Consider the following 20,677-nt stretch of genomic DNA (forward strand, 5'->3'; position numbering starts at 1 on the left):
CACAGGTGCAGCAATTAGTTGATGTCGACGATCAAGGAATGTGATGTCGGACTGGACGCTGCGACAGGCCAGGTACTTCCTGGCGGTGGTCGACCACGGCTCGGTGTCGGCCGCGGCCCGGGAGGAGCACCTCTCCCAGGGGGCGTTGTCGATGGCCGTCGCCCAGCTCGAGTCGGCCCTCGGGGTGCAGCTCCTCGTGCGGGGCCGGGCGCGGCCGGCGACGCCCACGGCCGCCGGTCTCCGGTTCGCCGACCGCCTGCGCCCCATCCTCGACCTCGCGGACGAGGCGGGGGCCGCCGCGCGGGGCCCGGACGGCGACCCCACCGCGGACCTCACCGGCGAGCTCGTCGTCGGCGCGTCGATGACCCTGTCGCCCCGGGTGTTCCCGCCGCTGCTCGAGGCGCTCCGCGACCGGCACCCGCGGCTGCGGACGCGCATCGCGGAACTCACCCCGGGTGAGCTGGAGGACCGCGTCCTCACGGGCGAGGTGGACGTCGGGTTCTGCTACCACCGTCAGCTGACCCGTGACCTCGCGGTGCACCGCATCGGCGAGGTCTCGCTCCACGCCGTCCTCCCGGCGGACCACCCGCTCGCCGGCCGCCGCGGGGTGACGGTGACCGAGCTCGCCGGCCTGCCCGTCATCCTCCCCGCGCTGTCGCCGACGACCCGCCTGCTCACGACGCTGCTGGAGCAGCACGGGCCCGCGCCGGACGTGCGGTGGACGTCGGTGAACCAGGAGACGGTCCGGGCGATGGTCGGCCGGGGCCTCGGCTTCACCCTCGTCAGCACGGTGCCGGGCACGGCGGAGACCTTCGACGGGCGGCGGGTCGCCTACGTCCCGCTCGTCGGTGCGGAGCACCGGAACGCGCTGGTGGCGGTCACGGACCCGCGGCGTCGTCCCACCCGCGCGGTGACGGAGACGGTCGCCGTCGTGCGCGGGCTCCCGTCGTCCCCGTGATGACGGGACCCGGGTCAGGAGGGGAGGGAGGGGGAGGGAAGGGAGAGGCGGGGAGGGGGAGGGGGACGACGCCCACCACCGGGGTCCGCGACGTGGTGGCCGGGGTCAGGACCCGAGCACCGCGACGATGCCCAGGGCGCCGAGGACGATCACCGCGGCGGCGGTGCAGGTCACGGACACGGCGTCGGCGTGTCCGGCCTCGGCCCGGATGATGCGCGCCATGCGCCGGTAGCGGCGGCGCTGCGTCGTGTGGATCGCCGCGGCGACGAGCACGGCCGCCCCGGCCGGCACGACGACGACCGGCCCGAACTGGGGCAGCCAGCGGAGGAGCATCGACGCGACGACGAACATCGCGAGCAGCGTCCGCCCCCACGACATCGCGGTGCGTTCAGGCTGCAGGCCCGGGTCCGCGTGGGGGCGGGACGGGACGGCGCGCGGCGGACGGGCGGCGTCGTCCCCGGTGACGGCGGCGGCCCCGGTGGTGGTCCCGGTGCGGTCGGCGGAGGTCACGGTGCGGCCCTACCCGGTGACGAGGAAGACGATGACGGCGACACTCGCGGCGACGCCGATGACGCTGAGCAGCGGGATGATGAGCGGGACCGTGAGCGGCCGGCCGTGGCGCATGTTGAGCTCGGTGCGCCGCCAGCGGGCGACCGCGCCGAGGCTGATGAGCATGCCGACGGCGACGACGGACACGGCGAGCCCCCGGCGGACCGCGTCGTCGAAGAGGTGCCCGGCGAACGCCTCCAGGCCGATCCCCCCGGCGAGGAAGGCGAGGGAGGTGCGGATCCAGGCGAGGAACGTCCGCTCGTTGGCGAGGGTGAACCGGGGGTCGGGCTCGGTCCCGCCGGGGAGCACGGTCCGGGCGACCCAGTCCCGCTCCGGCTCGTCGGGCCGTTCCGGCGTCGTCCGGTCGGTGTCGCTCATCGTCCCCGCTCCTCCTGGTTGTTCACGGTCCACCCGGGGATCGTAACGCCACCGGGGCCGCCGCACCCGGGCTTCGGCCACCGCGGGGGAGCCGGCCGGCGGTCGGGGTCAGGCCCCGGCGTTCTCCTGCTCCTGCTGCTTGAGCAGCTTCACGGCGTGGCGGCGGCGCTTGCGGAGCAGCTCGATGCGCTCGTCGAGAAGCTCGTCGAGCTCCTCCAGGGACCGCCGCTCGAGGAGCATGTCCCAGTGGGTGCGCGGCGGCTTGACGGGCTTGGCCTCCTGCCCGTCGCCCTCGACGAGGGTGCCGGTCTGGCCGTTCTTGCACAGCCACTCGTTGGGGATCTCGGCGTCGTCGGCGAAGGGGACGTCGAAGACCTCCCCGGACTCCGTCCTGTACTTCACCATGCGCCGGGGGGCGAGGTCGTGGTCACGGTCGGTCTCGTAGGAGACCGCCCCCATGCGGCTGCCGCGCAGTACGCGATCTGCCATCAGTCATCAGTCCTTTCCCGGATCCTGGTCACACCCGTGCCAGTCCACACCTGGCCGTCCCGTCTCCGTGGTCACCCACCGGAATCAGTCCGCAGACACCGCTCGGGCGGGTCACGGGCAACTCTTTCAGTGTACTCGCCCGGCTCCGGCGTCGCACGCACCCGGTATGCTGACCACATGCCGGTGCCAGAGTCAGACCAGTCACGTCCCCCGGAACGCGGCGGACAGCACGACTATTCCGCCTCCGCCGACGGCCCGGCCCGCCGTCGTCGCCGCGGCGACCGGCCCGTGCACTGCCTGTGGTGTGGCCGACCCATCACGGACAACCCGACGGGCCGCCCCCGCCGGTACTGCCGGCGCTCGTGCCGCCAGCGGGCGTACGAGCAGCGCAAGGCCGTCGACGGCACCGCCGTCCCGTCCGACGCGCTCATCCTCCCGCGGAGCGCCGTCACCGCCCTGGACGACCACCTCTTCGAGCTCCGTTGCGCGGCCGAGGACGTCCGCACGGCCGTGACAGAGGGGGAGGAGGCCGACGGTCTGCTGGAGCTGTGCGACGAGCTGCTCGGCATCCTCGGGCTCGTCGAGGAGGCCCGGGGCCGCCGGTGGGAGTGAGCTCACCCCCACCCGCTAGCATGAGGTCCATGCGCAAGGGAATCATCACACTGACCGTCGTCGCGATCATCGTGATCCTTCTCGCAGGTCTCGGTCCCGTCGTCTACCGGTACGCCACGGACGAGGGGGTCCGGACGGCGAACCTCGGTGACGGCTCCGGCGAGCCGGCGTCGGTGGGTGTCGACGGGCACTGGTCCGTCGTCGAGGGGATCGGTGCGAACCACTCCCAGGCCGGGTACACGTTCGACGAGGTGCTCCCCGGTCAGCGGAAGTCGACGTCCGGGCGGGGCACCGGGGTCGAGGGCTCCTTCGTCGTCCGGGACGGCCGGCTGACGGAGGGGGAGGTGACCGTGCAGGTCGACTCGATCAGTTCGGACATCGAGAAGCGCGACATCAACGTCCGCAACCACATCCTGCAGAGTGACAGGTTCCCGACCGCCCGGTTCACGGTCCGCTCGCCGGTCGACGTCAGCGCCCTGCCGGCCGACGGCACGGCCGGGTCGGTGACGGTGCCGGGGACGCTCACGCTCCACGGGCGCACGCACGACGTCTCGCCGACGATGAAGGTCCTGCGCTCGGGGGACCACGTCGTCATGGAGTCCCACATCCCGGTCACCCGGGACGACTACGGTCTCCAGAGTCCGCAGTTCGTCGCCTCGGACATCTCCCAGGAGGGCACGATCGACGTCCTGCTCGTGCTCTCCAGCCAGGACGCCCGCCCCCTCGACGGACGGTGACCGGCACCGGCCCGACCGGCCGCACCACCGCCCGCCCGACCGACAGCCCGACTGACCGACCGACCTCAGCGGAGGATTCCCACATGGACAAGCAGACCATGGTCATCACCCGGTGGCTGCGGCTCACCGCACTCGTCGTCTTCGCGGCGCTGATGCTGTTCCAGAACAGTCTCATCGGCTGGATCTTCGCCGCGGTCGCGGCGGTGTTCGCCGTCCTCACGGTGGTCCAGCTCGTCCGGCTACGCTCGATGGACGACTGACCCCGGCGACCGACGACCGCCGGCCGTCGGCACCCTGACCGGTGCCGCGACCGGCATCCCGACCGGCACCGCGCTCCACGCCGCTCCACCCGGTGCGCCCCGTGCACCACCCCGGTTCCACCCTCGCTCCACCCGTTGCTCCACCCCGCCCGGCCCCTGCACCGACGACCCAGGAGACACCCCCATGACCGAGGACCACTCCCTGCGGCGGGACACCGCCGTCCCGGCCATCGACCTCGAGGACGCAATCGACTCCGGCGACCTCGAATCCGTCCGCGCGTGGTTCGCCGCGCAGAACACCGTCACGATCTCCGAGGAGCTGGGACGGCTCGACCACGGTGAACGCGCCGTGGCGTTCCGCCTGCTCGAGAAGGACCGGGCGCTCGCCGTCTTCGAGTACATGGACATCTCGCACCAGCGGGAGCTCCTGGAGGCGCTGCGCAGCGACCGGGCCAGCGAGCTGCTCCGCGGGCTCCAGGACGACGACCGTGCGCGGCTCATCGGCGAGGCCCCGGCGACGGTGGCGTCGAAGATCCTCGCGGATCTGCCCGCGGACAAGCGGGAGGCCACCTCCCGGCTGCTCGGCTACCCGCCGGAGTCCGCCGGCCGGCTCATGACCCCGGCGCAGGCGGTGCTCGACCCGGACATGACCCGGGAGGACGCCCTCGACAAGCTGCGGGGGCGTCGCCTCCGTAACCGGGACATCGCGGTGCTCGCGGTGACGGACGAGACGCGGCGTCTCCTCGGCGTCGTGAACCTCTCCGACCTCGTCACGGCCGCCGACGGGGCGCGCGTCGGCGACCTCATGTCGAAGGAGACGCACAGTGTCCGCGCGACGGCCGACCAGGAGGTCGCGGCCCGGCTCGTCCAGGAGGCGGACCTGCTGGCCCTGCCGGTGGTGGACGAGGAGTCCCGGATCGTCGGCATGATCACCGTCGACGACGCGATGGAGGCCCTCGAGATCGAGGTGACGGAGGACGCCTACCGTGGCGGCGGTTCGGAGCCGCTGGGGGAGCCGTACCTCTCCGCGACGGTGTTCACGCTGGCCCGGAAGCGTGGGGTCTGGCTCGTCGTCCTCATCCTCGCGGCGGTGCTGACCATCAACGTCATGTCCACCTTCGAGGGCACGCTGAACAAGATCGTGGTGTTGGCGACGTTCGTGCCGATGATCATCGGCACCGGCGGTAACGCCGGCTCACAGGCGGCGTCGTCCGTCGTCCGTGCCCTCGCCGTCGACGAGGTCCGGCCCCGCGACCTCGTCCGCGTGGTGTGGCGTGAGGTGCGGGTCGGTCTCATGCTCGGCGCGTTCCTCGCGGTCCTGACGTTCCCGTTCATCGCGGTGATCTACGAGCCGCGGATCGCGGCGACGATCAGTCTGACGATCGTGGGGATCTGCGCGTGGGCGTGCATCGTCGGCGGGGTGCTCCCGCTGGTGGCGAAGAAGATCGGTGTGGACCCGGCGGTGTTCTCGACTCCGGTGGTCTCGACGCTCGTCGACGCGACCGGGCTCATCATCTACTTCACGATCGCCCAGGTGATCTTGGCCCCGCAGCTCGCCGCGGCGGGCTGACGCCGGGGTCGCGGCACGGCGGTCGGGGAGCCGACGGGGGCGGCCGGGGAGCCCGGACGAGGGGAGCGCCGCCGTCACCGCCCGGTCGGGACGCCGGGGTCGCGCGGGAACAGGCGGGGGCCCGCCCACAGCATGACGTAGACGAGGGCGACGAGCACGGGCACCTCGACGAGGGGGCCGACCGTCCCGGCGAGGGCCTGGTCGGAGACCGCGCCCCACGTGCCGACGGCCACGGCGATGGCGAGTTCGAAGTTATTGCCGGCCGCGGTGAACGCGACCGTCGTCGACCGGGCGTACCCGAGGCCGACGGCGCGGGAGACGAGCAACGCGACCGTGAACATGACCGCGAAGTAGACGACGAGCGGCACGGCGACCCGGACCACGGACAACGGTTCGGCGACGATCCGGTCACCCTGGAGGCAGAACAGCAGCACGATCGTGAACAGCAGGCCCACGAGGGCGAGCGGGCCGACGCGGGGGAGGTAACGCTGTTCGTACCACCGCCGGCCACGCCACCGTTCCCCGAGAACCCGGGACAGCGCGCCGGCGACGAGCGGGATCCCGAGGAAGATGAGCACGGACCGCACGACGTCACCGACGGGGAACCCCGCCGACGTCACGGGGAGGCCGAGCCACCCGGGCAGCACGGTGAGGTAGAACCAGCCGAGGACGCCGAGCATGACCACCTGGAACACCGCGTTGACCGTGACGAGCACGGCGGCGGCGTCCCGGTCGCCGCAGGCGAGGTCGTTCCACACGAGGACCATGGCGATGCACCGTGCGAGCCCGACGAGGATGAGCCCGGTGCGCAGGTCGGGCTGGTCGGGGAGGAACAGCCAGCCGAGGGCGACCATCACCGCGGGGCCGATGATCCAGTTGAGGACGACGGACGTCACCATGAGTCGCGTGTCCGCGGCGACGGCCGCGGTGCGGTCGTAGCGCACACCCGCGAGCGGCGGGTACATCATGACGAGCATCCCGACGAGCAGCGGGAGCGACACCCCGCCGACGTCGACGACGCCGAGGGCGTCGCGGAGCCCGGGGACGAGCCGGCCGAGCAGGACGCCGCCCGCCATCGCGGCGAGGATCCAGACCGGCAGGCCGCGGTTGAGGACGGACAGCCGGCGGACAGGATCGGGGGTCGTCGAGGACGCCGGTGGCGGGGACGACGGGGACGGGGACGACGGCGGTTGAGCTGGTGGCACGGTGGGATCACCCTCCTCGGACCGGGTGTGGTTCGGGATTTCATATCGACGTCCGTCGATACTAACAACCCGGACCCGCCCGCCGCCGGGAGGGCGGCGCGGACCGGGGGCACCGCGGCGCCACGAGCCCACCCACCACACACCGCAGGCACCGGCGGATACCCCGGGACCGCGGCGGTCGGGGCGTCGGGACACCCCGGGACGCTCCGGGACCACGGCGGTCGGGGCGTCGGGACACCCCGGGACGCACACCGCGAGCACCCGGATTCGGGGAAAACTCCGGGCCAGGGCGCTCTCGACACGCCTGCCGGGGGCGCCGGCGGTTACGATGACACGCATGACGAGGCCGACCATCCCGGCAACCGCACCGCGGGCCGCCGTGTCCACACCGCAGTCCGGACCGTGCTGCAGCCTCTCCACGCGGCCGTACACTCCGCCGGAGGCGAGCGACCTCGCGGAGCGGTTCCGCATCCTGTCCGACCCGACCCGGCTGCGGATGCTGTCGCTCATCGCCTCCCGCGGGTGCGGCCCGGTGTGCGTGGGCGATCTCGTCGACCCGCTGGGCGTCAGCCAGCCGACGGTGAGCCATCACCTGCGGATCCTCACCGACGCCGGGCTCCTCACGAGACGACGTCAGGGCCGGTCCGTGCTCTACACGGTCGTGGCCGAGGCGTTCGCACCGTTGCGCGCGGCGCTCGCGATCGGCTGACGGCGAGGGCGGACACCGGACGGCGTCGGGCCGGTGACGGCGCACCCGGCGGACGTCCCGGAGTGACGGTTCCGTTTAGTCACGTGATGTAACGAACCGCGGGTATCCGGTTACCCGGGCAGGGGCGTCCAGATCGCGAACAGGACCCGGAGGACGTCACGCAGACAGCCGCGCGACGGACAGACGGGAGCGCGCCACCGGGCCGCGGCGACGACAGGGACAACCGCGCGGCGTACCGCGCCTGCACGCCAGAGACTGAGGCGCCGGCGGCCGCCTGACAGGCTGATGCGCCAACCTGATGGACCAACGGCAAGACTGGGCGAGGCGCTGACAGCACGGGCGCCGGCGACGCCACAGGTCGAGGCGCAGACACCGCGAACGCAGGGGCCGGAGGGCGCCCCGCCGATCTCAGCAGGTCAGCCGAAGTACCGATAATATACATTATGACACTATAGCGACGTCCGGCCCCGCTTCCCGACCGCAGTGACGTCGGAAGGACATGGCCCGCACCGTCACACGAGCCTGGGCAGAGACCGGAGCGACCGGAGGACTCGAGGCTGGAACGCAGGCAACCGTTGCCGCACCGACCGATTCCAACCCTGCCGCACTAGCAGCAACGTTTGCCCTTTACGCTGGCACCTGCGCACTATGGGGCCACGGCGACTACACATCACCACCAGCCGGTCGGATACCACAACTGGACCCCCGTAGGAGGCCCCCACCGTGTTTGGATACGTGCCCCAGTTCGGCGATCTCAATCCCCGCCACATAGACCACACGCCTGTCCCGAGGACGAAGTCCCGAGCATACCAGATGGCCTGTTGGAGCGTCTGGCTCGGCGGGCACGATTTTTTCCTCGGAAGAACGTTCGCGGGCGCTATTCATTACGCGTTCACAATCGCTATGGCGTTGTCGTGGCTTTATTCCTGGCAACTGTTTTTAGCCATGGTCGCCATTAACGCATCTTGGTGCGTTCTTTCAATACGGAAGATCGCGCTGTCTAGGGCCGATGACCCAATCTACTCCGGGTGCACGCCGTCGTGGTTCTTCCCTTCAATGAGAATAGTGCTCATAAACATCCTCTGGGGGCTGAACTTCTGGAAAAACAGTTCCCCTGCAGACGGAACACAGTATAGAGGCTAAACGAGCAGAGGAGATTATCGGCGATCGTCGAGAACTCTACCCCGGCGACGATATCCAGCCCAATCCGGCGAAAAGCGGGCCAGCGACGGGACGCAACGTTCTCAGCTTCCAGCCCAGAAGGTGGCTGAAGTGCATCAGATAACCCGGTCTCTCCGCCGTCCGTGATAGCTCCCCCTCGAGGAAGAACCTCCTTCGAGATATCCGGGGGGGAGCTCCTGGACGCCTTGTGGATGATGAGAGCCCCTATGCGGCGTCTTGCGCGCAGTCTGCCTCTCCCCTGCCGGGATTTCGGGTGGCGGTGTTGTGTGTGGGCAGCGTGGTGATGGTGGCCGTGTTGTGTGTGGGCAGCGTGGTGATGGTGGTGGTGAGGTCTGTGATCAGGCCGGGGACGGCAACGCCGAAGACTCCCTGGCCTCAAGCGAGGAGGTCGGTGATTTCGTCGCTGCTGTGACAGTGGTAGATGGTGATGCCGTCGCTGAACAGTGTGGTGGCGGCCAGGTCGTCGACTCCGAGGTCTGTCAGTGTGTTCAGCGCGGTGCGTACTGCCTTCAGCAACAGTCCGGCATCCAACAGGGACGCGATGATTTTGGTGATGACGATGTCCAGGACGCTGTAGAGCCTGCTGGTCCCGGACCCGGCGGCGGGGGGTGATACTGGCGGTGACCAGGCCGGTTCGTGTCCCGAAGTCGAGCTGTCGGTAGGTGATACCGGCGATCTGAGCCACCGTCGGAGCGACGTACCCCACTACCGGGGTTTCGTCACTAATGACCGAAAGATCGAACAATCTGCCCTGCACTCCTGCTCCGGTGCGAATTTACGGCACACCGACTCGTGACGTGCCATTTTCGTCACCAGCGTCACGTCAACCCCGGGCCCGACACCCTTGGAGACCCCCAACCCTCACGTGTCGGCCACATCCACACGACAATATACTCTCGTATGTTAACCGTATACTTTTGTCTATTTACCGATACTACGCTTCCGTATATTCTGGATTCGGATGGACCTGACACGCTTGACTTCCCTCTTCCCCACCACCACGCACCCGCCCCAGAAGAATTCCCCATGAAGAGGCAGATCGTCCTCAACGACGAAACATCTGAGGCCACCACCGATGTGTCTGGCCGCCACCATATCGACATAGCAGATTCCCCGCGGGCCTGCACCACCATGACGCCCTAACACATCGACCTGGAGGTACACAGTGGGAAGCTTCGGGATTATTGAAGTACTGATATTCGCCGTAACGGCCCTGGTGGTCGCGCCATTCGTATGGGCGATCATGACGATCATCCGAGCGCTCAGGCGTAAGTGATCGATACGGGGCGCGACTTTCTATGTCGCGAGGCGAAGCATCTGGACGCGATTGACGTCAGCGAAGGAGCCGTGCATGGACGGCAAGAAAAGATTGATCCTCAAGGCGTCGCAGTGGTGGGCCACGATGGCACTAGGGCTCCTGGTTTATTTTGCCGCGATCAGGCCGCACCTTCTCGGTCGTCCGTTTTCTTGGCAGTCATGGGGAGAAGCGGTGCTCCTCGGCACACTTGCCGGCGTCTTGTTCATCATCTACAGCAGACCCCGAAAATAGCACCAATGGTGCACCGGACCACCGGTAGGGCGCTCACTCGTTGTCCGTTCCCCCACCCAACGAGAACAGAAGCATGATGACAAGCCCGATGCCCAGGCTGATGAGAGCCACAAAAACCGACTTGGGAAAATCGCCTCCCATCAGGTAGAGAGACACAGCGCCAACCACAGCCAGCGCAACAGAAATCGTAATTCCAAGCGTATTCTGACCCTTCATTATTATATCCCTCCATCAAGTCAGGCGTGGCGCCAGGTAGACTTCTAGGCGCTGTTCAACATATCGTTTTACATCGGAATCGAGGTTTTGATGATGTGCCTGCCGCCAGGTGTCCGCACCGCGGCCGCTGACAACGCCCAGGCCTCGTCGTTCCTAGCCTGCATCTGGCCGTTTATGACCGACTGTCCACGGAAAGGACGTTCGGCTACGCCCGGAGTATACACAATAACCGTAGCTCCGACCATAGCACGAGCGATCCAGGCCGTGATGAGGCCGCGGCCCATACGGGTCATGCATCCACTCCCCTCCACCCCACCGCCAGAGAGCACACGGGACGGGAATATACGTTGAGCACAAGACCATCCGGGCGCGACCGGTGAATTGTTGCCACCGTGCAGTTCAGATCAATGTCTGTTGCGTCCGTTCGAGTGAAGGCACGACCGGACACAAACGAGTATTGGCAGGCTCCACAGAGACCGCATCCACCTCGCTCGCTTCGTCCCAGTAAGGCTGCGAACAAGCCTCCAGGAATAGCGACGGACCTGTGCGGGGAGTGTGTCCTTAGTTTCACGGTGCCTCACAGCGCAGCCCGACGGCCCCGTTGCCCTACGTTTCGGGCAGATATACCGGAAACTCCCAAGACCACGCTCTCGACCGAATCGATCCGACAAACCGTACCCATGTTCATGCTCATGCTCGCGTGCCGAGCACTTCCGCGAGCACTGAGCCTCCCCCGGCTGACTGACGGCAGTCCGGAGGGCTTCCGGTGTCACAGACCGTTGTTGCGTCGTCTCGGACGGTCACCAGGCTTCATTGCGGTCTTCGAGGTAGCACACGATTCCGATCAAGCTCCGCACCAGCGTGTCGACGCCGAGCGGTTCACCGGCGGCCTCCGCAGCCCGGTAATTCGCCTCGAGGCCTGTCAACCACGCTGCGGTCCCGGGATGGGTGTCGGTGGGAAACTCCTCGAGAATCTCCTGCAAGAACTCCGACATCGGCCGTGGGGCACGCCTGTCCCTGCCGCTCATCCGATTTCGCCTTTAAGGTTGATTCGATGTGATTCGGTCATGACACCAGCATTCCACACCCCGGGGATAAGCCCGTCCCTGCCGGGTCACATCCACCCGGAACAGGCAGGACAACACCATCGCCTCCGCATCCGCGACCGTCGACACCTCCGGGTCCGGAGCATCCGGAGCGTCACCTACCAGGCAGCCACGGTGGTAGCGGCCCCTGTCCTCCATCATAATGACAGGTAGACTGCACCGGACACGTAGACAGCCGGTGGCACTTACCCCACCATTGTCCCGAACGGAGGGCACCTCATCTCATGAGAAATTCTAACGTTCCGGTATTACGCCCGGCGCCTGAACTGGCCTGGGCCGGCATGATGGTCTTCCTCTCACCGATGATCGACGAGAGCACCACGTCATTGACCGACCTCGATCCCGTGTACCGGGCAGGGTACGCAGTGATCTTCATCATCTGCGTCACGCTGTCTGTGAGGATCGCACTCCGAGCCTCAGCACGTTACGGCCAGCTCACCCGCATGGTGTTGTTCTACTGCGGAATCACGATCCTCGGTATCACCTGGACCAGCACCATCGGAAGGGTGGTCATCCTGCTTCTCGGCCTCGTCTACTTCGCCGTTCCCATCCGTGCGGGATCACGGGGCGGAACGGGCATCACTGACGGCGGGAGTGCCGGGGCACCCACTCCGTCATAAGGCACACGTCGTGCGGCGGTTATCTGAGAATCGACCCGTCGGTCCGGCGCGGCGCCGGGATCTCGGCGACCACGAGTCCCGACGGCACTGAGACCGCACCCCGGATGGCCGCTCCCCCCACCACCCTGATCCGCAGGACGGGAATCGAGCCTGTCTCCTCGTCGTCGCGGCTGGAGCGGGCCTCTCGCGCGCTCCGTGTCAACGCTAGTGTCTCCTCGTCGTCGAGGCTGGGGCGGGCCTCTCGCGCGCTCCGTGGCGACGCTACTTTCGGCTGTTTCTTCTCCCGAAGAAGTACCCCAGGGCGATGAACGCGGCGGGCCCGAGGAGCATGAGCCCTATCGACACACACGCTATCAGCAGCTCGATGATTCCCATGTCTACCCTTTCGTCTCCCTCCAGGCGTTGCAGTGAGAGGTCGTGGACATCCCGTCCCACCGTGTCCGGTCAACGCCCGACCCTACTCGACCTTCACGGTTTCTGACGCGCCGTCACTGATACAGCCCCCCGGTCAGGTCCACCGGGACCGCGGGGACCGCGAGCGTCGCCACCACACCGGCCGGCCGACCACGCTGTCGTCGTTCCCCCTCCCCCAACGGGCGTGCCCCCGCCGGGAACAGCCGTCCCGGACGTGACACATCCGGTCGGCAGGAACGAACGCGTGACGTCGGCAGGGCCTGGCTCATGCCGTCGACCGCACCGGACACTTGACGTCCACGGACAATTTTCACGGTCATTGTCAGGGAACCGTAGACAGGGGCAGTACCTGCGCTGTATAACTCCGTACACCCGTTTCCTCAGGGAAGGAGTCCCACCGATGTCCACCGACCTCCGGCGTCCCGCCGCTCACCCGTCATGATCCGGTACCTGAAGAAATACTCCGGCTACGCGGCACTGCTGGCGGGCATCTTCGGCACGGCCAGCGTACGGCCCGGCTGGACGCTGTACACCATACTCGGCAGGAAAGGGTTCCCGGTGGGTATTATCCCCGGCTACGCGGCCGTCTACGTCGTCTGCCTAGGGCTGTTCGCCACCGAAAACTGGCGGAAGGCCCACGACGGTACCCGGGCCGCTGACGTCCTGGATCTCGCGTGTGTCGTGCTGCCCATGGGGACGATGATCCTGTGCACGGCCTTCATCCCTCGGTCCGCGTTCCGCTCCTCCCCCGGAGGTGAGCCCCGTTTGTCACGGCCGTCGGCATGTGGGTCCTGTACGAGGTTGTGACGAAGCACCGTCCGATTCCGACGAGGCGCCGGATGACGAAGCACCGGATGACCAGGTGCCGTCCGACGAGGCACCTGACGACCAGGAACCGTCGGCTCTGCCGTCCGGTTCCGACGACCACCACGCGCCCGGGACGCCGGCCTCTCACAAAGGACGGTGACGCAGCCACTCCAGCACCGCGCGGACCCGCCGGTTGCCGTCCTCCGGGGTGAACCCGAGCTTCATGAAGATGTTCGCGACGTGCTTGCTCACCGCCCCGGCACTGAGGCGCAGGTGCCGCTCGATCTCCGGGTTGCCCAACCCACGCGCCATGAGTTCCAGGACCTCCCGCTCGCGACCCGTCAGCGCGCCGACTCCGGTCGTCCGGCTGCGCAGCAGGACGCGCACCACCTCCGGGTCGACGACGGTCCCACCGTCGGCGACGTCGCGCACGGCCCGGAGAAACTCCGTGACGTCACCCACCCGCTCCTTGAGCAGGTAGCCGAACCCGCCGTGCTCCATGAGCACGTCGAGGTACGCGGCGGCGACGTACTGGGACAGGACGACGACGGGAAGTGGCGCGCGACCTGCCCGCGCCCGCGCCTCCCGGAGGCGGTGCACCGCGACGAGCCCGTCCTCCCCCATCCCGGGCGGCATCCGCACGTCCGTGACGACGAGGTCCGGGTCGACCGTGTCACACTCCCTCTCCAGCGCCTCCGCGTCGGCGACGTCGTGGACGTCGTGCCCGGCGGCGCGCAGCAGTTCCGCGAGCCCGGCGCGCAGGAGCGCCGAGTCCTCGGCCAGCAGGATCCTCATGTCAGCTCCGTCCGTGTCCGTCGAGGGGGGTGTGCCGGGGGAGCGTCATCTCCAGCGACGCACCGGGGTACCGCCGGGAGGGGCCGACGCGGACTGTCCCGCCGAGCACGGCCGCCCGTTCCCGCAGCCCGGCGATGCCGGTGCCCGGTGGTCCGGCCGCGCTGCGGGTTCCGTCGTCCCCGGTGGGCGTGACCCCGGCTCCGCGCCCGGCACGCCCGGCTCCCTCGTCACCACCGCCGCAGTCACCACCGCCAGGGGCCGTGGGCACGCGCCCGGTCCCCGCGGGGGCGAGCCCGGAGCCGTCGTCGTCGAGCGTGAGCGTCACGGCGTCCCGGCCGTACCGGACGCGCAGCCCGACCCGCCGGGCGTGGCCGTGGCGCACGGCGTTCGTCACGCCCTCCGCCGCGCAGTGGTACAGCAGGAGGGCCGGGGTGGCGGCGAGGGAGCCGTCCGCACCCGGGGCGGCGGTCTCCTCGACCCCGCCGTCCAGCCCGGAGTGCGCGACGAGTTCCCGCAGCGCGTCGCCGAGCCCCCGGTCGCGGAGCACCTGCGGGTAGAGGCCGCGGACGGTGGCGCGCAGGGCCTCCGACGCCCGGCGGGCGTTGAGCTGTGCCTGCGCGAGCGGGCCGAGCAGCGGGGACTCCTCCCCCGCCTCGCCCGCCTGTCCCGCCGTCCCGGTCGCCGGGCCCGTCCCACCCGGGGCCCCCGGGTCCCTCGCCGTCCCGGTCGCCGCGGCATCCCGGCGGAGCGCCAGCTCCAGCGTGCCGAGGGACAGCTGCAGCGCGGTGAGGTACTGCTGCACCCCGTCGTGCAGCTCACGTTCGATCCGGCGACGCTCCGCGTCGACGGCGTCGGCGAGCACCGCCCGGGAGCGTTCGAGCTGCTCGATGTCCCGGCCGGTCGGCGCGTTCGCGGCGGTCGTGGCCCACACGGACAGCCCGCTGAGGAGCCACGACAGGTAGACGAGGACGACCAGGGCGAGCACCGCCACGACCAGTGCCACGCCGACGATCCCGGGGGTCCAGGTGACCTCCCCCGATCCGAGGGTCATCCGCGCGTCCCCCGGGTGCAGCACCGCGACGACCGCGCCGACGATCCCCCCGCCGACGAGACCGCCCGCACCCCCGACCACGCCGAGGGCGACGACGCCGAGGACGTCGAGAACCCCCAGCAGGACTATCCGCTGCCAGCCCTGCCAGCCGCCCCGACCCCTCGGCGTCACCGGCGCCCCCGTCCACCGGGCACCCGCCCGGCCCAGGGCGTCGGCGACCCGCGCGACGACCGGGAGCAGGGGCAGGAGGAGGACCGACGCCACGCAGAGCGGAACCGCCACCAGGGCGAGGACGACCGTCCAGCCGACGGCACGCCAGGCCGCCCCGGACAGGACGAAGCGCAGGGGGCCGCGCCGGAAACCGGGTGGCCAGCCACGGTCGGCCACCCCGGCGGGGGTGTCCGGTCCGGGCGCCCCGTGAGGTGTGGTCGTCGGCAGACTCATGGCTTTCGACAATAGCCGGGCCACCGGCCGGGGACAGTGGAGCTGGCTCCACCCCGGGACGGGACCTCCCGCCCTTCCCGCCACGCCCCGCGACGGGTGGACTGGTGCCATGACCAGCCACGCACCGACCCCACCGCCGGCCGCCCGGCCCGGCCACCGCACCCCCCGCCGGTCCCCGGCGCCCCGCCACGCGACCGTCCGGCCCGTCGTCGCCCGGGGGGTGACCCGCCGGTTCGGCCGCCGGACCGTCATCCCCCCGACCGACGTCACGGTCCACCCCGGCGAGATCCTCGGCCTCACCGGGCCGTCCGGCGCGGGTAAGACGACGATGCTGGCGCTCCTCTCCGGGCTCGACTCCCCGAGTTCCGGCACGGTCACCGCCCCGTCGAGGAGGGAGCGGGCCTTCGTCTTCCAGGACTACAACCTCCTGGAGTCCCTCACCGCCCGCGACAACGCCCTGCTCACGGCCCGTCTCCTGGGGCGTCGGACGACGCGCCGGGACGTCCGGGACGTCTTCGCGTCGCTGGGGCTCGACGGTCTGGAGCGTCGTCTCCCCCACCAGCTCTCCGGGGGCCAGCAGCAGCGGGTCGCCGTCGCCCGGGTCCTGCTCGCCCGCGTGCCCTACATCTTCGCCGACGAGCCGACCGGTGCCCTGGACCCGGCGTCGGCGGCCGTCGTCCTCGACCACCTCCGCGGCTGCGCGGACCGGGGGGCGGCGGTCGTCCTCGTCACCCACACCCGGGAGGCGATGCGGATCGTCGACCGGGTGCTCCCCCTCGGCGGTGGCGGTGGCGGTGTCGGTCCGGGGCCCGGTGCGGGTCCGGGTCCGCGTCCGGGTGTCGGTCCCGGTCCCGGCGGCGCGGCGGAGGTCCCCCGGTGACCCCGACGGCCCCCGCGGCCCTGGTGTCCGTCGCGGCCCGGGACCTGTGGGACGACCGGCTGTCCTGGCTCGGCCTGCTCCTCACGCTCGTCACCGCCGGGGCCGGCACGACGTGCGCCGTGGCGTACCTCCTGACCGGCTCGGACGCCGGCACCGGGTTCGGTGGGACGGTCCTGGGCATGATGGTGCTCAGCGTGGTCGCGGCGTCGTCGACCCTGTCCGGGCTCATGCTCGACGAACGCCGGGCGACGTACGCCCGCTGGCGGCTCGCCGGGGTGTCCGGCGCGGGGGTGGCCGCGGTGGTGCTCGCCCGGACGACGCTCGTCGCCGCGGTCGGCGCGGTCCTCGGCACGCTCACGGCACCGGCCCTGCTACCGGGGGCGTCCCACCTGCTCGCCCTGAACGGCTCACCACTGCCCGAACCGCCGGTCACGGTGACGGTCGCCGCCGTGGCCGTGGGGGTGTGCGTCGGCTCGACGCTGCTCGGCGTGCTCCGGCCGACGGTCGCGGTCGCGTGGGCGCCGCCGCTGGTCGCGGTGCGGTCGGCGGTCGTGCCCCGGTCGCGGCCGCGGGTGGCCCCGACGCTGCTCGGGCTGCTGTTCGGCGCGTCGTTCGTGGCGCTGCTCCTCGACGACGCGTTCCGGCGGGACCCGTCGAACGGCGTCGCGACGGTGCTGCTCGTGACGATGACGCTCGTGCCGCTGGCGGGCTGGTACATCGGCCCGCTGCTCCAGTGGACGCGCCTGCTGCACGTGGCCGGGCCCGCCGCCCGGGTCGCCGCGGGCTCCGTGCGCGCCCGGTCGGCCTTCACGTCGGCGCTGGTGGTCCCGTGGTTCCTCGTCGCGTCGATGACCGTCGGGCTCGGGTCGTCACTGTCCGTCCTCGTCACCGCGCAGGGTGGCGACGCCGCCGCCCTGTGGTCCGGCCTCGCCCTGCTCTCCCCTGTCGCCGGGCCTCCGCTCGTCGCGGGACTGGGGTCGGTGTGCGTCATGCGCCGCCGCCGCGTCGTGGACGACCGGACGCTCCGCCGCGCCGGGGCCTCGCGCCGGCACCGTGCGGCGGTGGTCGGGTGGGAGGCGGTGTGCGTCGTCGTCACCGTCGCCGTGCTCACCCTCGCGGTGACGGTCGCCGGGGTCGCCACGACGGAGACCGCCCTGGTGGGACGGCCGTTCCCGGCGGGATGGGCCGACGCCGTGCTCTGGTTCCCGCTCGGGGTCGTCCTCGGGGTGATGCTCGTGCTCGTGACGCTCCTCGGTCTGCTCGTCCGGCGCGACGGCCGGCGCCCCGGCCGGTGAGCGCGGTCCGGAGGCACGGGAGGGGCACCGCGGGGGCACAGGAGGGGCACCGCGGGGACGCCGGAGGGGCACCGCGGGGGCACAAGAGGGGCACGACGGCAACACGACGGAGACACGCGTGAGCGCAGTCGTGTCACAACCGGGTGACCGTGCGTGACAGGCCACCCGCGGGCTCCTACGCTGGTCGGAATGACGGACCCCCACGACCACGCCCACGCCCACCACCACGGCCACGCCCACGGACACTCCCACGGCCAGGCCCACCACGGCCCCGCGGACCTGCTCCCCGCGCTCCTCGACCTCGACGCCGTCGTGCACGCGCCGATGATCAGCGAGGCCACCGGCATCGTCGCCGCGACGGCCGGCCGCCCAGGACCGGTGCGGTCGGTCGTCGACCTCGGGGCCGGCACCGGCACCGGGACCGTCGCCCTCGCCCGCCGGTTCCCCGACGCCGTCGTCACGGCGGTCGACCTGTCCACGGAGATGCTCGACGCCGTCCGGCGGCGCGCGGACGAGGCCGGCCTCTCGGAGCGGGTCCGGACCGTCCGGGCGGACATCGGGTCGGACGGCCTGCCCGTCGACGCCGTCGACGTCGTGTGGGCGTCGGCGATGCTCCACGAGGTCCCGGACCCGCGGGCGGCCCTCGCCACGCTCCGCTCCGCCCTCGCCCCGGGTGGTGTGCTCGCCGTCGTCGAGATGGACGCCCCGCCCCGGGTCCTCCCCGACGACCTCGAGGCACTCGAGTCCCGCCTCCGTGACGTCACCGACGCAGCCAGTCCCGCGTACCACCCGGACTGGACCCCCACCCTCGTCGACAGCGGCTTCACCTCGGTCACCGCGCACCCGCTGACCGTCGACGCGACGTACGACCCGGACAGCCCCGGCGGCGCCTACGCCGCGCTCGAGCTCACGAGGCTCGTCCGCGAGGGCCGCGAGGCACTGTCCGACGAGGACCGGCGGGCCTTCGACACCATCCTGTCGGACCGCGGGAGCGCGGCGTCGTCCCTCCCCCGCCGGCTCCACGGCGTCGACACCGTGCACGTGCGCAGCCACCGCACCCTGTGGACGGGCCTCGCCCCGGAGCAGCCGTGAGCGACCGGCGGCAGCCGGGGCCCGGGACCGCGGCGGACCTGCAGGGACGGCTCGACCGGTACTGGTCGGGGCGGGCGACGGCGTACACGGAGCGGCAGCGCCGTGACGCCCGGGCGGCGTCGGACCTGCGGGTCTGGACCGGCCGGTGGAGCCGGGTCCTCCCCGGACCGCCCGGCCGCGTCCTCGACGTCGGCACCGGGTCGGGCTACCTGGCGTTCCTGCTCGCCGACCTGGGGTACGACGTCACCGGCATCGACCTGTCCCAGGGGATGCTCGCCGTCGCGCGGGACCGGGTCCGGGAGGCCGCCGACGGGGACACGCGGGCGCCCCGTTTCGTCGAGGACGACGCCGTCGCCCCGGCGCGCGTCCGCGGGCCGTTCGACGCCGTCGTCGGCCGGTACGTGCTGTGGACCCTCCGCGACCCGGTGGCGGCCGTCCGCCGCTGGATGACGCTGCTGGCACCGGGTGGGACCGTGGCCTGCGCCGACGCCGCCTGGTACCCCGGGGGGATCGACCCGGGGACGACGGTCGAGTCCACGGACGGCCCGGACGCGTTCGTGCGGACGTACTCCACGGCCACCCTCGACGCCCTCCCCCTCGCCCGCGCCCGGGACGCCGACGACTTCGCGGCCGTCCTGACCGACGCCGGGCTCGCCGACGTCGAGGTCGTCCCCGTGCCCGAACTGGCGGAGCTCGACCGGAGGTTCGGCATGTCGCCGGGGCACGAGTCCCGGCCGCAGTTCATCGTCACCGGGCGCCGGCCGTGACGTGACCGGGGCGCCGACCGTGACGGGCCCGGGGCGGGACGGTCAGAGGGCCAGCCCGGCCGCGCGCCGTCGGGACCGGACGACCTGGTTGACGACGGTGACGACGACGAGCGCCGCCGCGAGCGGGTAGATGGCGCCGAGGCCGAGGCCGGTGAACGCCAGGGCCCCCAGCAGCGCCCCGACGGCGAGGCAGACCCACAGGGTGAACGGGTAGATCCACGCGCGGTGGTCGCCGCCGAAGAAGGAGTCGACGATGCGCTGCGCGGTCTTCACGAGGGTCCCCGTGACGTAGGTCAGGGGGATGCTGACCTCACCCTTGCGCTCGAACACGGAGTTCACCGCGCCGACGCCGAGCGAGACGAAGAGCATCGCCGGGAGGGACCAGCCCACCGCGTGGGCCGCCGCGCCGAGCACGAAGGCCGTCGAGACCGTCACGAGCACCGCCTCGCGGGCGCGGTAGACCCCCCACCTGCGGGTCGCCAGCCGGTGCACGACCGCGCCGAGCATGACCCCGACGAGGAAGAGCGCGATGCACCGGGCCGTGAGCCAGAACAGGTCGGGGTGTTCCTCGACGCCGGTCACGGCCATGCGCGTCGTGTTGCCGGACATGAAGGAGAGGAAGACTCCCCCGAAGAACATGAATCCGAGGGAGTCCGCGTATCCGGACACGGCGGCGAGGGTCAGGGCGAGAACGCGCTCGCCGGGTCGGTAGTCGATCATTCGTGTGCACCGTCCAGGTCGTTGGTGGTCGTCGTGGGAGTCGTGAGGCGGCAGGTCGTTCGTCGTCTGACGTCGTCGCGGCTGTGTGGGCCACCGGGGCCGTCACGGCACGGGCGGTGTGTGGCGTTGTCCGTATCCCGGGGTGTCCGTGTCCCCCGGGGGTGACGGCGACGTTACAAAACCCCGGCCGTGGAACCCGCGTCACCGGGAGCCGATGTGACACTAATCACATCCCGCTCCCGGTCCCGGCAGACCTGCTGCACACGGGCGTC

General features: G+C 70.8%; 22 protein-coding genes. 12 read left to right on the top strand and 10 right to left on the bottom strand.

Going from position 1 to position 20,677, the window contains the following annotated elements; all coding sequences use genetic code 11:
• Positions 1-43: 43 nt before the first annotated feature.
• A complete protein-coding gene (locus CBOVI_RS05795; protein ID WP_010270478.1) occupies positions 44-958 on the top strand; it encodes a LysR family transcriptional regulator in 915 nt (304 codons plus the stop codon).
• Between the two features lie 105 nt (positions 959-1,063).
• On the opposite strand, the gene CBOVI_RS05800 is transcribed toward CBOVI_RS05795, so the two are convergent.
• The 3 genes from CBOVI_RS05800 to CBOVI_RS05810 form a co-directional block, all read right to left on the bottom strand.
• On the bottom strand, positions 1,064-1,468 hold the full coding sequence (locus CBOVI_RS05800; RefSeq protein ID WP_010270480.1) for a DUF202 domain-containing protein: 405 nt from the start codon (positions 1,466-1,468) through the stop codon (positions 1,064-1,066).
• Between the two features lie 9 nt (positions 1,469-1,477).
• A complete protein-coding gene (locus CBOVI_RS05805; RefSeq protein ID WP_010270483.1) occupies positions 1,478-1,885 on the bottom strand; it encodes a YidH family protein in 408 nt (135 codons plus the stop codon).
• Positions 1,886-1,993: 108 nt separating this feature from the next.
• Positions 1,994-2,374, bottom strand: coding sequence for an RNA polymerase-binding protein RbpA (locus CBOVI_RS05810; RefSeq protein WP_083826058.1), 381 nt, complete (start codon positions 2,372-2,374; stop codon positions 1,994-1,996).
• A gap of 177 nt (positions 2,375-2,551) precedes the next feature.
• On the opposite strand from CBOVI_RS05810, the gene CBOVI_RS05815 reads away from it, so the two are divergent.
• The 4 genes from CBOVI_RS05815 (at position 2,552) to mgtE (ending at position 5,553) form a co-directional block, all read left to right on the top strand.
• Positions 2,552-2,986 carry a hypothetical protein gene (locus CBOVI_RS05815; RefSeq protein WP_308726327.1) on the top strand — a complete coding sequence of 145 codons (435 nt, stop codon included), beginning with the start codon at positions 2,552-2,554 and terminating at the stop codon, positions 2,984-2,986.
• Positions 2,987-3,015: 29 nt separating this feature from the next.
• On the top strand, positions 3,016-3,723 hold the full coding sequence (locus CBOVI_RS05820; RefSeq protein ID WP_010270494.1) for a YceI family protein: 708 nt from the start codon (positions 3,016-3,018) through the stop codon (positions 3,721-3,723).
• Between the two features lie 83 nt (positions 3,724-3,806).
• Positions 3,807-3,983, top strand: a complete 177-nt coding sequence (locus CBOVI_RS05825) for a hypothetical protein (protein WP_157998199.1) — start codon at positions 3,807-3,809, stop codon at positions 3,981-3,983.
• Between the two features lie 184 nt (positions 3,984-4,167).
• Positions 4,168-5,553: a magnesium transporter gene (gene mgtE, locus CBOVI_RS05830; RefSeq protein ID WP_010270500.1), complete on the top strand. Its 1,386-nt coding sequence runs from the start codon at positions 4,168-4,170 to the stop codon at positions 5,551-5,553.
• 74 nt (positions 5,554-5,627) lie between these two features.
• Here mgtE and arsB read toward each other — a convergent pair whose 3' ends face one another.
• The gene (gene arsB, locus CBOVI_RS05835; RefSeq protein ID WP_029157917.1) at positions 5,628-6,674 is read right to left on the bottom strand and encodes an ACR3 family arsenite efflux transporter; all 1,047 of its coding nucleotides are present in this window, start codon (positions 6,672-6,674) and stop codon (positions 5,628-5,630) included.
• 421 nt (positions 6,675-7,095) lie between these two features.
• Here arsB and CBOVI_RS05840 point away from each other — a divergent pair, with 421 nt between their 5' ends.
• Entirely contained in the window at positions 7,096-7,467 is a 372-nt protein-coding gene (locus CBOVI_RS05840; protein WP_010270506.1) for an ArsR/SmtB family transcription factor, read from the top strand.
• A gap of 1,557 nt (positions 7,468-9,024) precedes the next feature.
• On the opposite strand, the gene CBOVI_RS05845 is transcribed toward CBOVI_RS05840, so the two are convergent.
• The gene (locus CBOVI_RS05845; RefSeq protein WP_010270511.1) at positions 9,025-9,180 is read right to left on the bottom strand and encodes a hypothetical protein; all 156 of its coding nucleotides are present in this window, start codon (positions 9,178-9,180) and stop codon (positions 9,025-9,027) included.
• Between the two features lie 820 nt (positions 9,181-10,000).
• Between CBOVI_RS05845 and CBOVI_RS05850 the strand changes: the two genes are divergently transcribed.
• A complete protein-coding gene (locus CBOVI_RS05850; RefSeq protein ID WP_125185893.1) occupies positions 10,001-10,198 on the top strand; it encodes a hypothetical protein in 198 nt (65 codons plus the stop codon).
• A 33-nt stretch (positions 10,199-10,231) separates the two neighbouring features.
• On the opposite strand, the gene CBOVI_RS05855 is transcribed toward CBOVI_RS05850, so the two are convergent.
• Together CBOVI_RS05855 and CBOVI_RS05860 are read right to left on the bottom strand one after the other, a co-directional pair.
• Positions 10,232-10,414, bottom strand: coding sequence for a hypothetical protein (locus CBOVI_RS05855; protein ID WP_029157918.1), 183 nt, complete (start codon positions 10,412-10,414; stop codon positions 10,232-10,234).
• 800 nt (positions 10,415-11,214) lie between these two features.
• Positions 11,215-11,442 (bottom strand): hypothetical protein, encoded by a 228-nt coding sequence (locus tag CBOVI_RS05860; protein WP_010270520.1) that lies wholly within the window; start codon positions 11,440-11,442, stop codon positions 11,215-11,217.
• 359 nt (positions 11,443-11,801) lie between these two features.
• Here CBOVI_RS05860 and CBOVI_RS05865 point away from each other — a divergent pair, with 359 nt between their 5' ends.
• Complete coding sequence (locus CBOVI_RS05865; protein WP_029157920.1) at positions 11,802-12,140, top strand: hypothetical protein; 339 nt, start codon at positions 11,802-11,804, stop codon at positions 12,138-12,140.
• Positions 12,141-13,505: 1,365 nt separating this feature from the next.
• Here CBOVI_RS05865 and CBOVI_RS05870 read toward each other — a convergent pair.
• Entirely contained in the window at positions 13,506-14,156 is a 651-nt protein-coding gene (locus CBOVI_RS05870) for a response regulator transcription factor (RefSeq protein ID WP_010270533.1), read from the bottom strand.
• A 1-nt stretch (position 14,157) separates the two neighbouring features.
• Entirely contained in the window at positions 14,158-15,651 is a 1,494-nt protein-coding gene (locus tag CBOVI_RS05875; RefSeq protein WP_125185891.1) for a sensor histidine kinase, read from the bottom strand.
• 109 nt (positions 15,652-15,760) lie between these two features.
• On the opposite strand from CBOVI_RS05875, the gene CBOVI_RS05880 reads away from it, so the two are divergent.
• From CBOVI_RS05880 to CBOVI_RS05895, 4 genes are all read left to right on the top strand, one after another.
• On the top strand, positions 15,761-16,531 hold the full coding sequence (locus tag CBOVI_RS05880; RefSeq protein WP_010270539.1) for an ABC transporter ATP-binding protein: 771 nt from the start codon (positions 15,761-15,763) through the stop codon (positions 16,529-16,531).
• A complete protein-coding gene (locus CBOVI_RS05885) occupies positions 16,528-17,826 on the top strand; it encodes an ABC transporter permease family protein (protein ID WP_010270545.1) in 1,299 nt (432 codons plus the stop codon). The genes CBOVI_RS05880 and CBOVI_RS05885 overlap by 4 nt, the downstream gene beginning before the upstream one ends.
• 189 nt (positions 17,827-18,015) lie before the next feature.
• Positions 18,016-18,918 carry a class I SAM-dependent methyltransferase gene (locus CBOVI_RS05890; RefSeq protein WP_010270549.1) on the top strand — a complete coding sequence of 301 codons (903 nt, stop codon included), beginning with the start codon at positions 18,016-18,018 and terminating at the stop codon, positions 18,916-18,918.
• Positions 18,915-19,685: a class I SAM-dependent methyltransferase gene (locus tag CBOVI_RS05895; protein WP_010270553.1), complete on the top strand. Its 771-nt coding sequence runs from the start codon at positions 18,915-18,917 to the stop codon at positions 19,683-19,685. Before CBOVI_RS05890 ends, CBOVI_RS05895 begins: the two co-directional genes overlap by 4 nt.
• A gap of 42 nt (positions 19,686-19,727) precedes the next feature.
• On the opposite strand, the gene CBOVI_RS05900 is transcribed toward CBOVI_RS05895, so the two are convergent.
• On the bottom strand, positions 19,728-20,405 hold the full coding sequence (locus CBOVI_RS05900; RefSeq protein ID WP_010270557.1) for a YoaK family protein: 678 nt from the start codon (positions 20,403-20,405) through the stop codon (positions 19,728-19,730).
• Between the last annotated feature and the right edge of the window lie 272 nt (positions 20,406-20,677).

This window comes from Corynebacterium bovis DSM 20582 = CIP 54.80 (assembly GCF_030408615.1).
GTDB lineage: Bacteria > Actinomycetota > Actinomycetes > Mycobacteriales > Mycobacteriaceae > Corynebacterium > Corynebacterium bovis.

Excerpts from the sequence above, each read along its gene's own strand:
- CBOVI_RS05815 (WP_308726327.1), top strand. The coding sequence starts at position 2,552 with ATGCCGGTGCCAGAGTCAGACCAGTCACGTCCCCCGGAACGCGGCGGA.
- CBOVI_RS05865 (WP_029157920.1), top strand. The coding sequence starts at position 11,802 with ATGATGGTCTTCCTCTCACCGATGATCGACGAGAGCACCACGTCATTG.
- CBOVI_RS05850 (WP_125185893.1), top strand. The coding sequence starts at position 10,001 with ATGGACGGCAAGAAAAGATTGATCCTCAAGGCGTCGCAGTGGTGGGCC.
- CBOVI_RS05900 (WP_010270557.1), bottom strand. The coding sequence starts at position 20,405 with ATGATCGACTACCGACCCGGCGAGCGCGTTCTCGCCCTGACCCTCGCC.
- CBOVI_RS05825 (WP_157998199.1), top strand. The coding sequence starts at position 3,807 with ATGGACAAGCAGACCATGGTCATCACCCGGTGGCTGCGGCTCACCGCA.
- CBOVI_RS05810 (WP_083826058.1), bottom strand. The coding sequence starts at position 2,374 with ATGGCAGATCGCGTACTGCGCGGCAGCCGCATGGGGGCGGTCTCCTAC.
- CBOVI_RS05870 (WP_010270533.1), bottom strand. The coding sequence starts at position 14,156 with ATGAGGATCCTGCTGGCCGAGGACTCGGCGCTCCTGCGCGCCGGGCTC.
- mgtE (WP_010270500.1), top strand. The coding sequence starts at position 4,168 with ATGACCGAGGACCACTCCCTGCGGCGGGACACCGCCGTCCCGGCCATC.
- CBOVI_RS05805 (WP_010270483.1), bottom strand. The coding sequence starts at position 1,885 with ATGAGCGACACCGACCGGACGACGCCGGAACGGCCCGACGAGCCGGAG.
- CBOVI_RS05890 (WP_010270549.1), top strand. The coding sequence starts at position 18,016 with ATGACGGACCCCCACGACCACGCCCACGCCCACCACCACGGCCACGCC.
- CBOVI_RS05840 (WP_010270506.1), top strand. The coding sequence starts at position 7,096 with ATGACGAGGCCGACCATCCCGGCAACCGCACCGCGGGCCGCCGTGTCC.
- CBOVI_RS05855 (WP_029157918.1), bottom strand. The coding sequence starts at position 10,414 with ATGAAGGGTCAGAATACGCTTGGAATTACGATTTCTGTTGCGCTGGCT.
- CBOVI_RS05795 (WP_010270478.1), top strand. The coding sequence starts at position 44 with ATGTCGGACTGGACGCTGCGACAGGCCAGGTACTTCCTGGCGGTGGTC.
- CBOVI_RS05875 (WP_125185891.1), bottom strand. The coding sequence starts at position 15,651 with ATGAGTCTGCCGACGACCACACCTCACGGGGCGCCCGGACCGGACACC.
- CBOVI_RS05820 (WP_010270494.1), top strand. The coding sequence starts at position 3,016 with ATGCGCAAGGGAATCATCACACTGACCGTCGTCGCGATCATCGTGATC.
- CBOVI_RS05880 (WP_010270539.1), top strand. The coding sequence starts at position 15,761 with ATGACCAGCCACGCACCGACCCCACCGCCGGCCGCCCGGCCCGGCCAC.
- CBOVI_RS05860 (WP_010270520.1), bottom strand. The coding sequence starts at position 11,442 with ATGAGCGGCAGGGACAGGCGTGCCCCACGGCCGATGTCGGAGTTCTTG.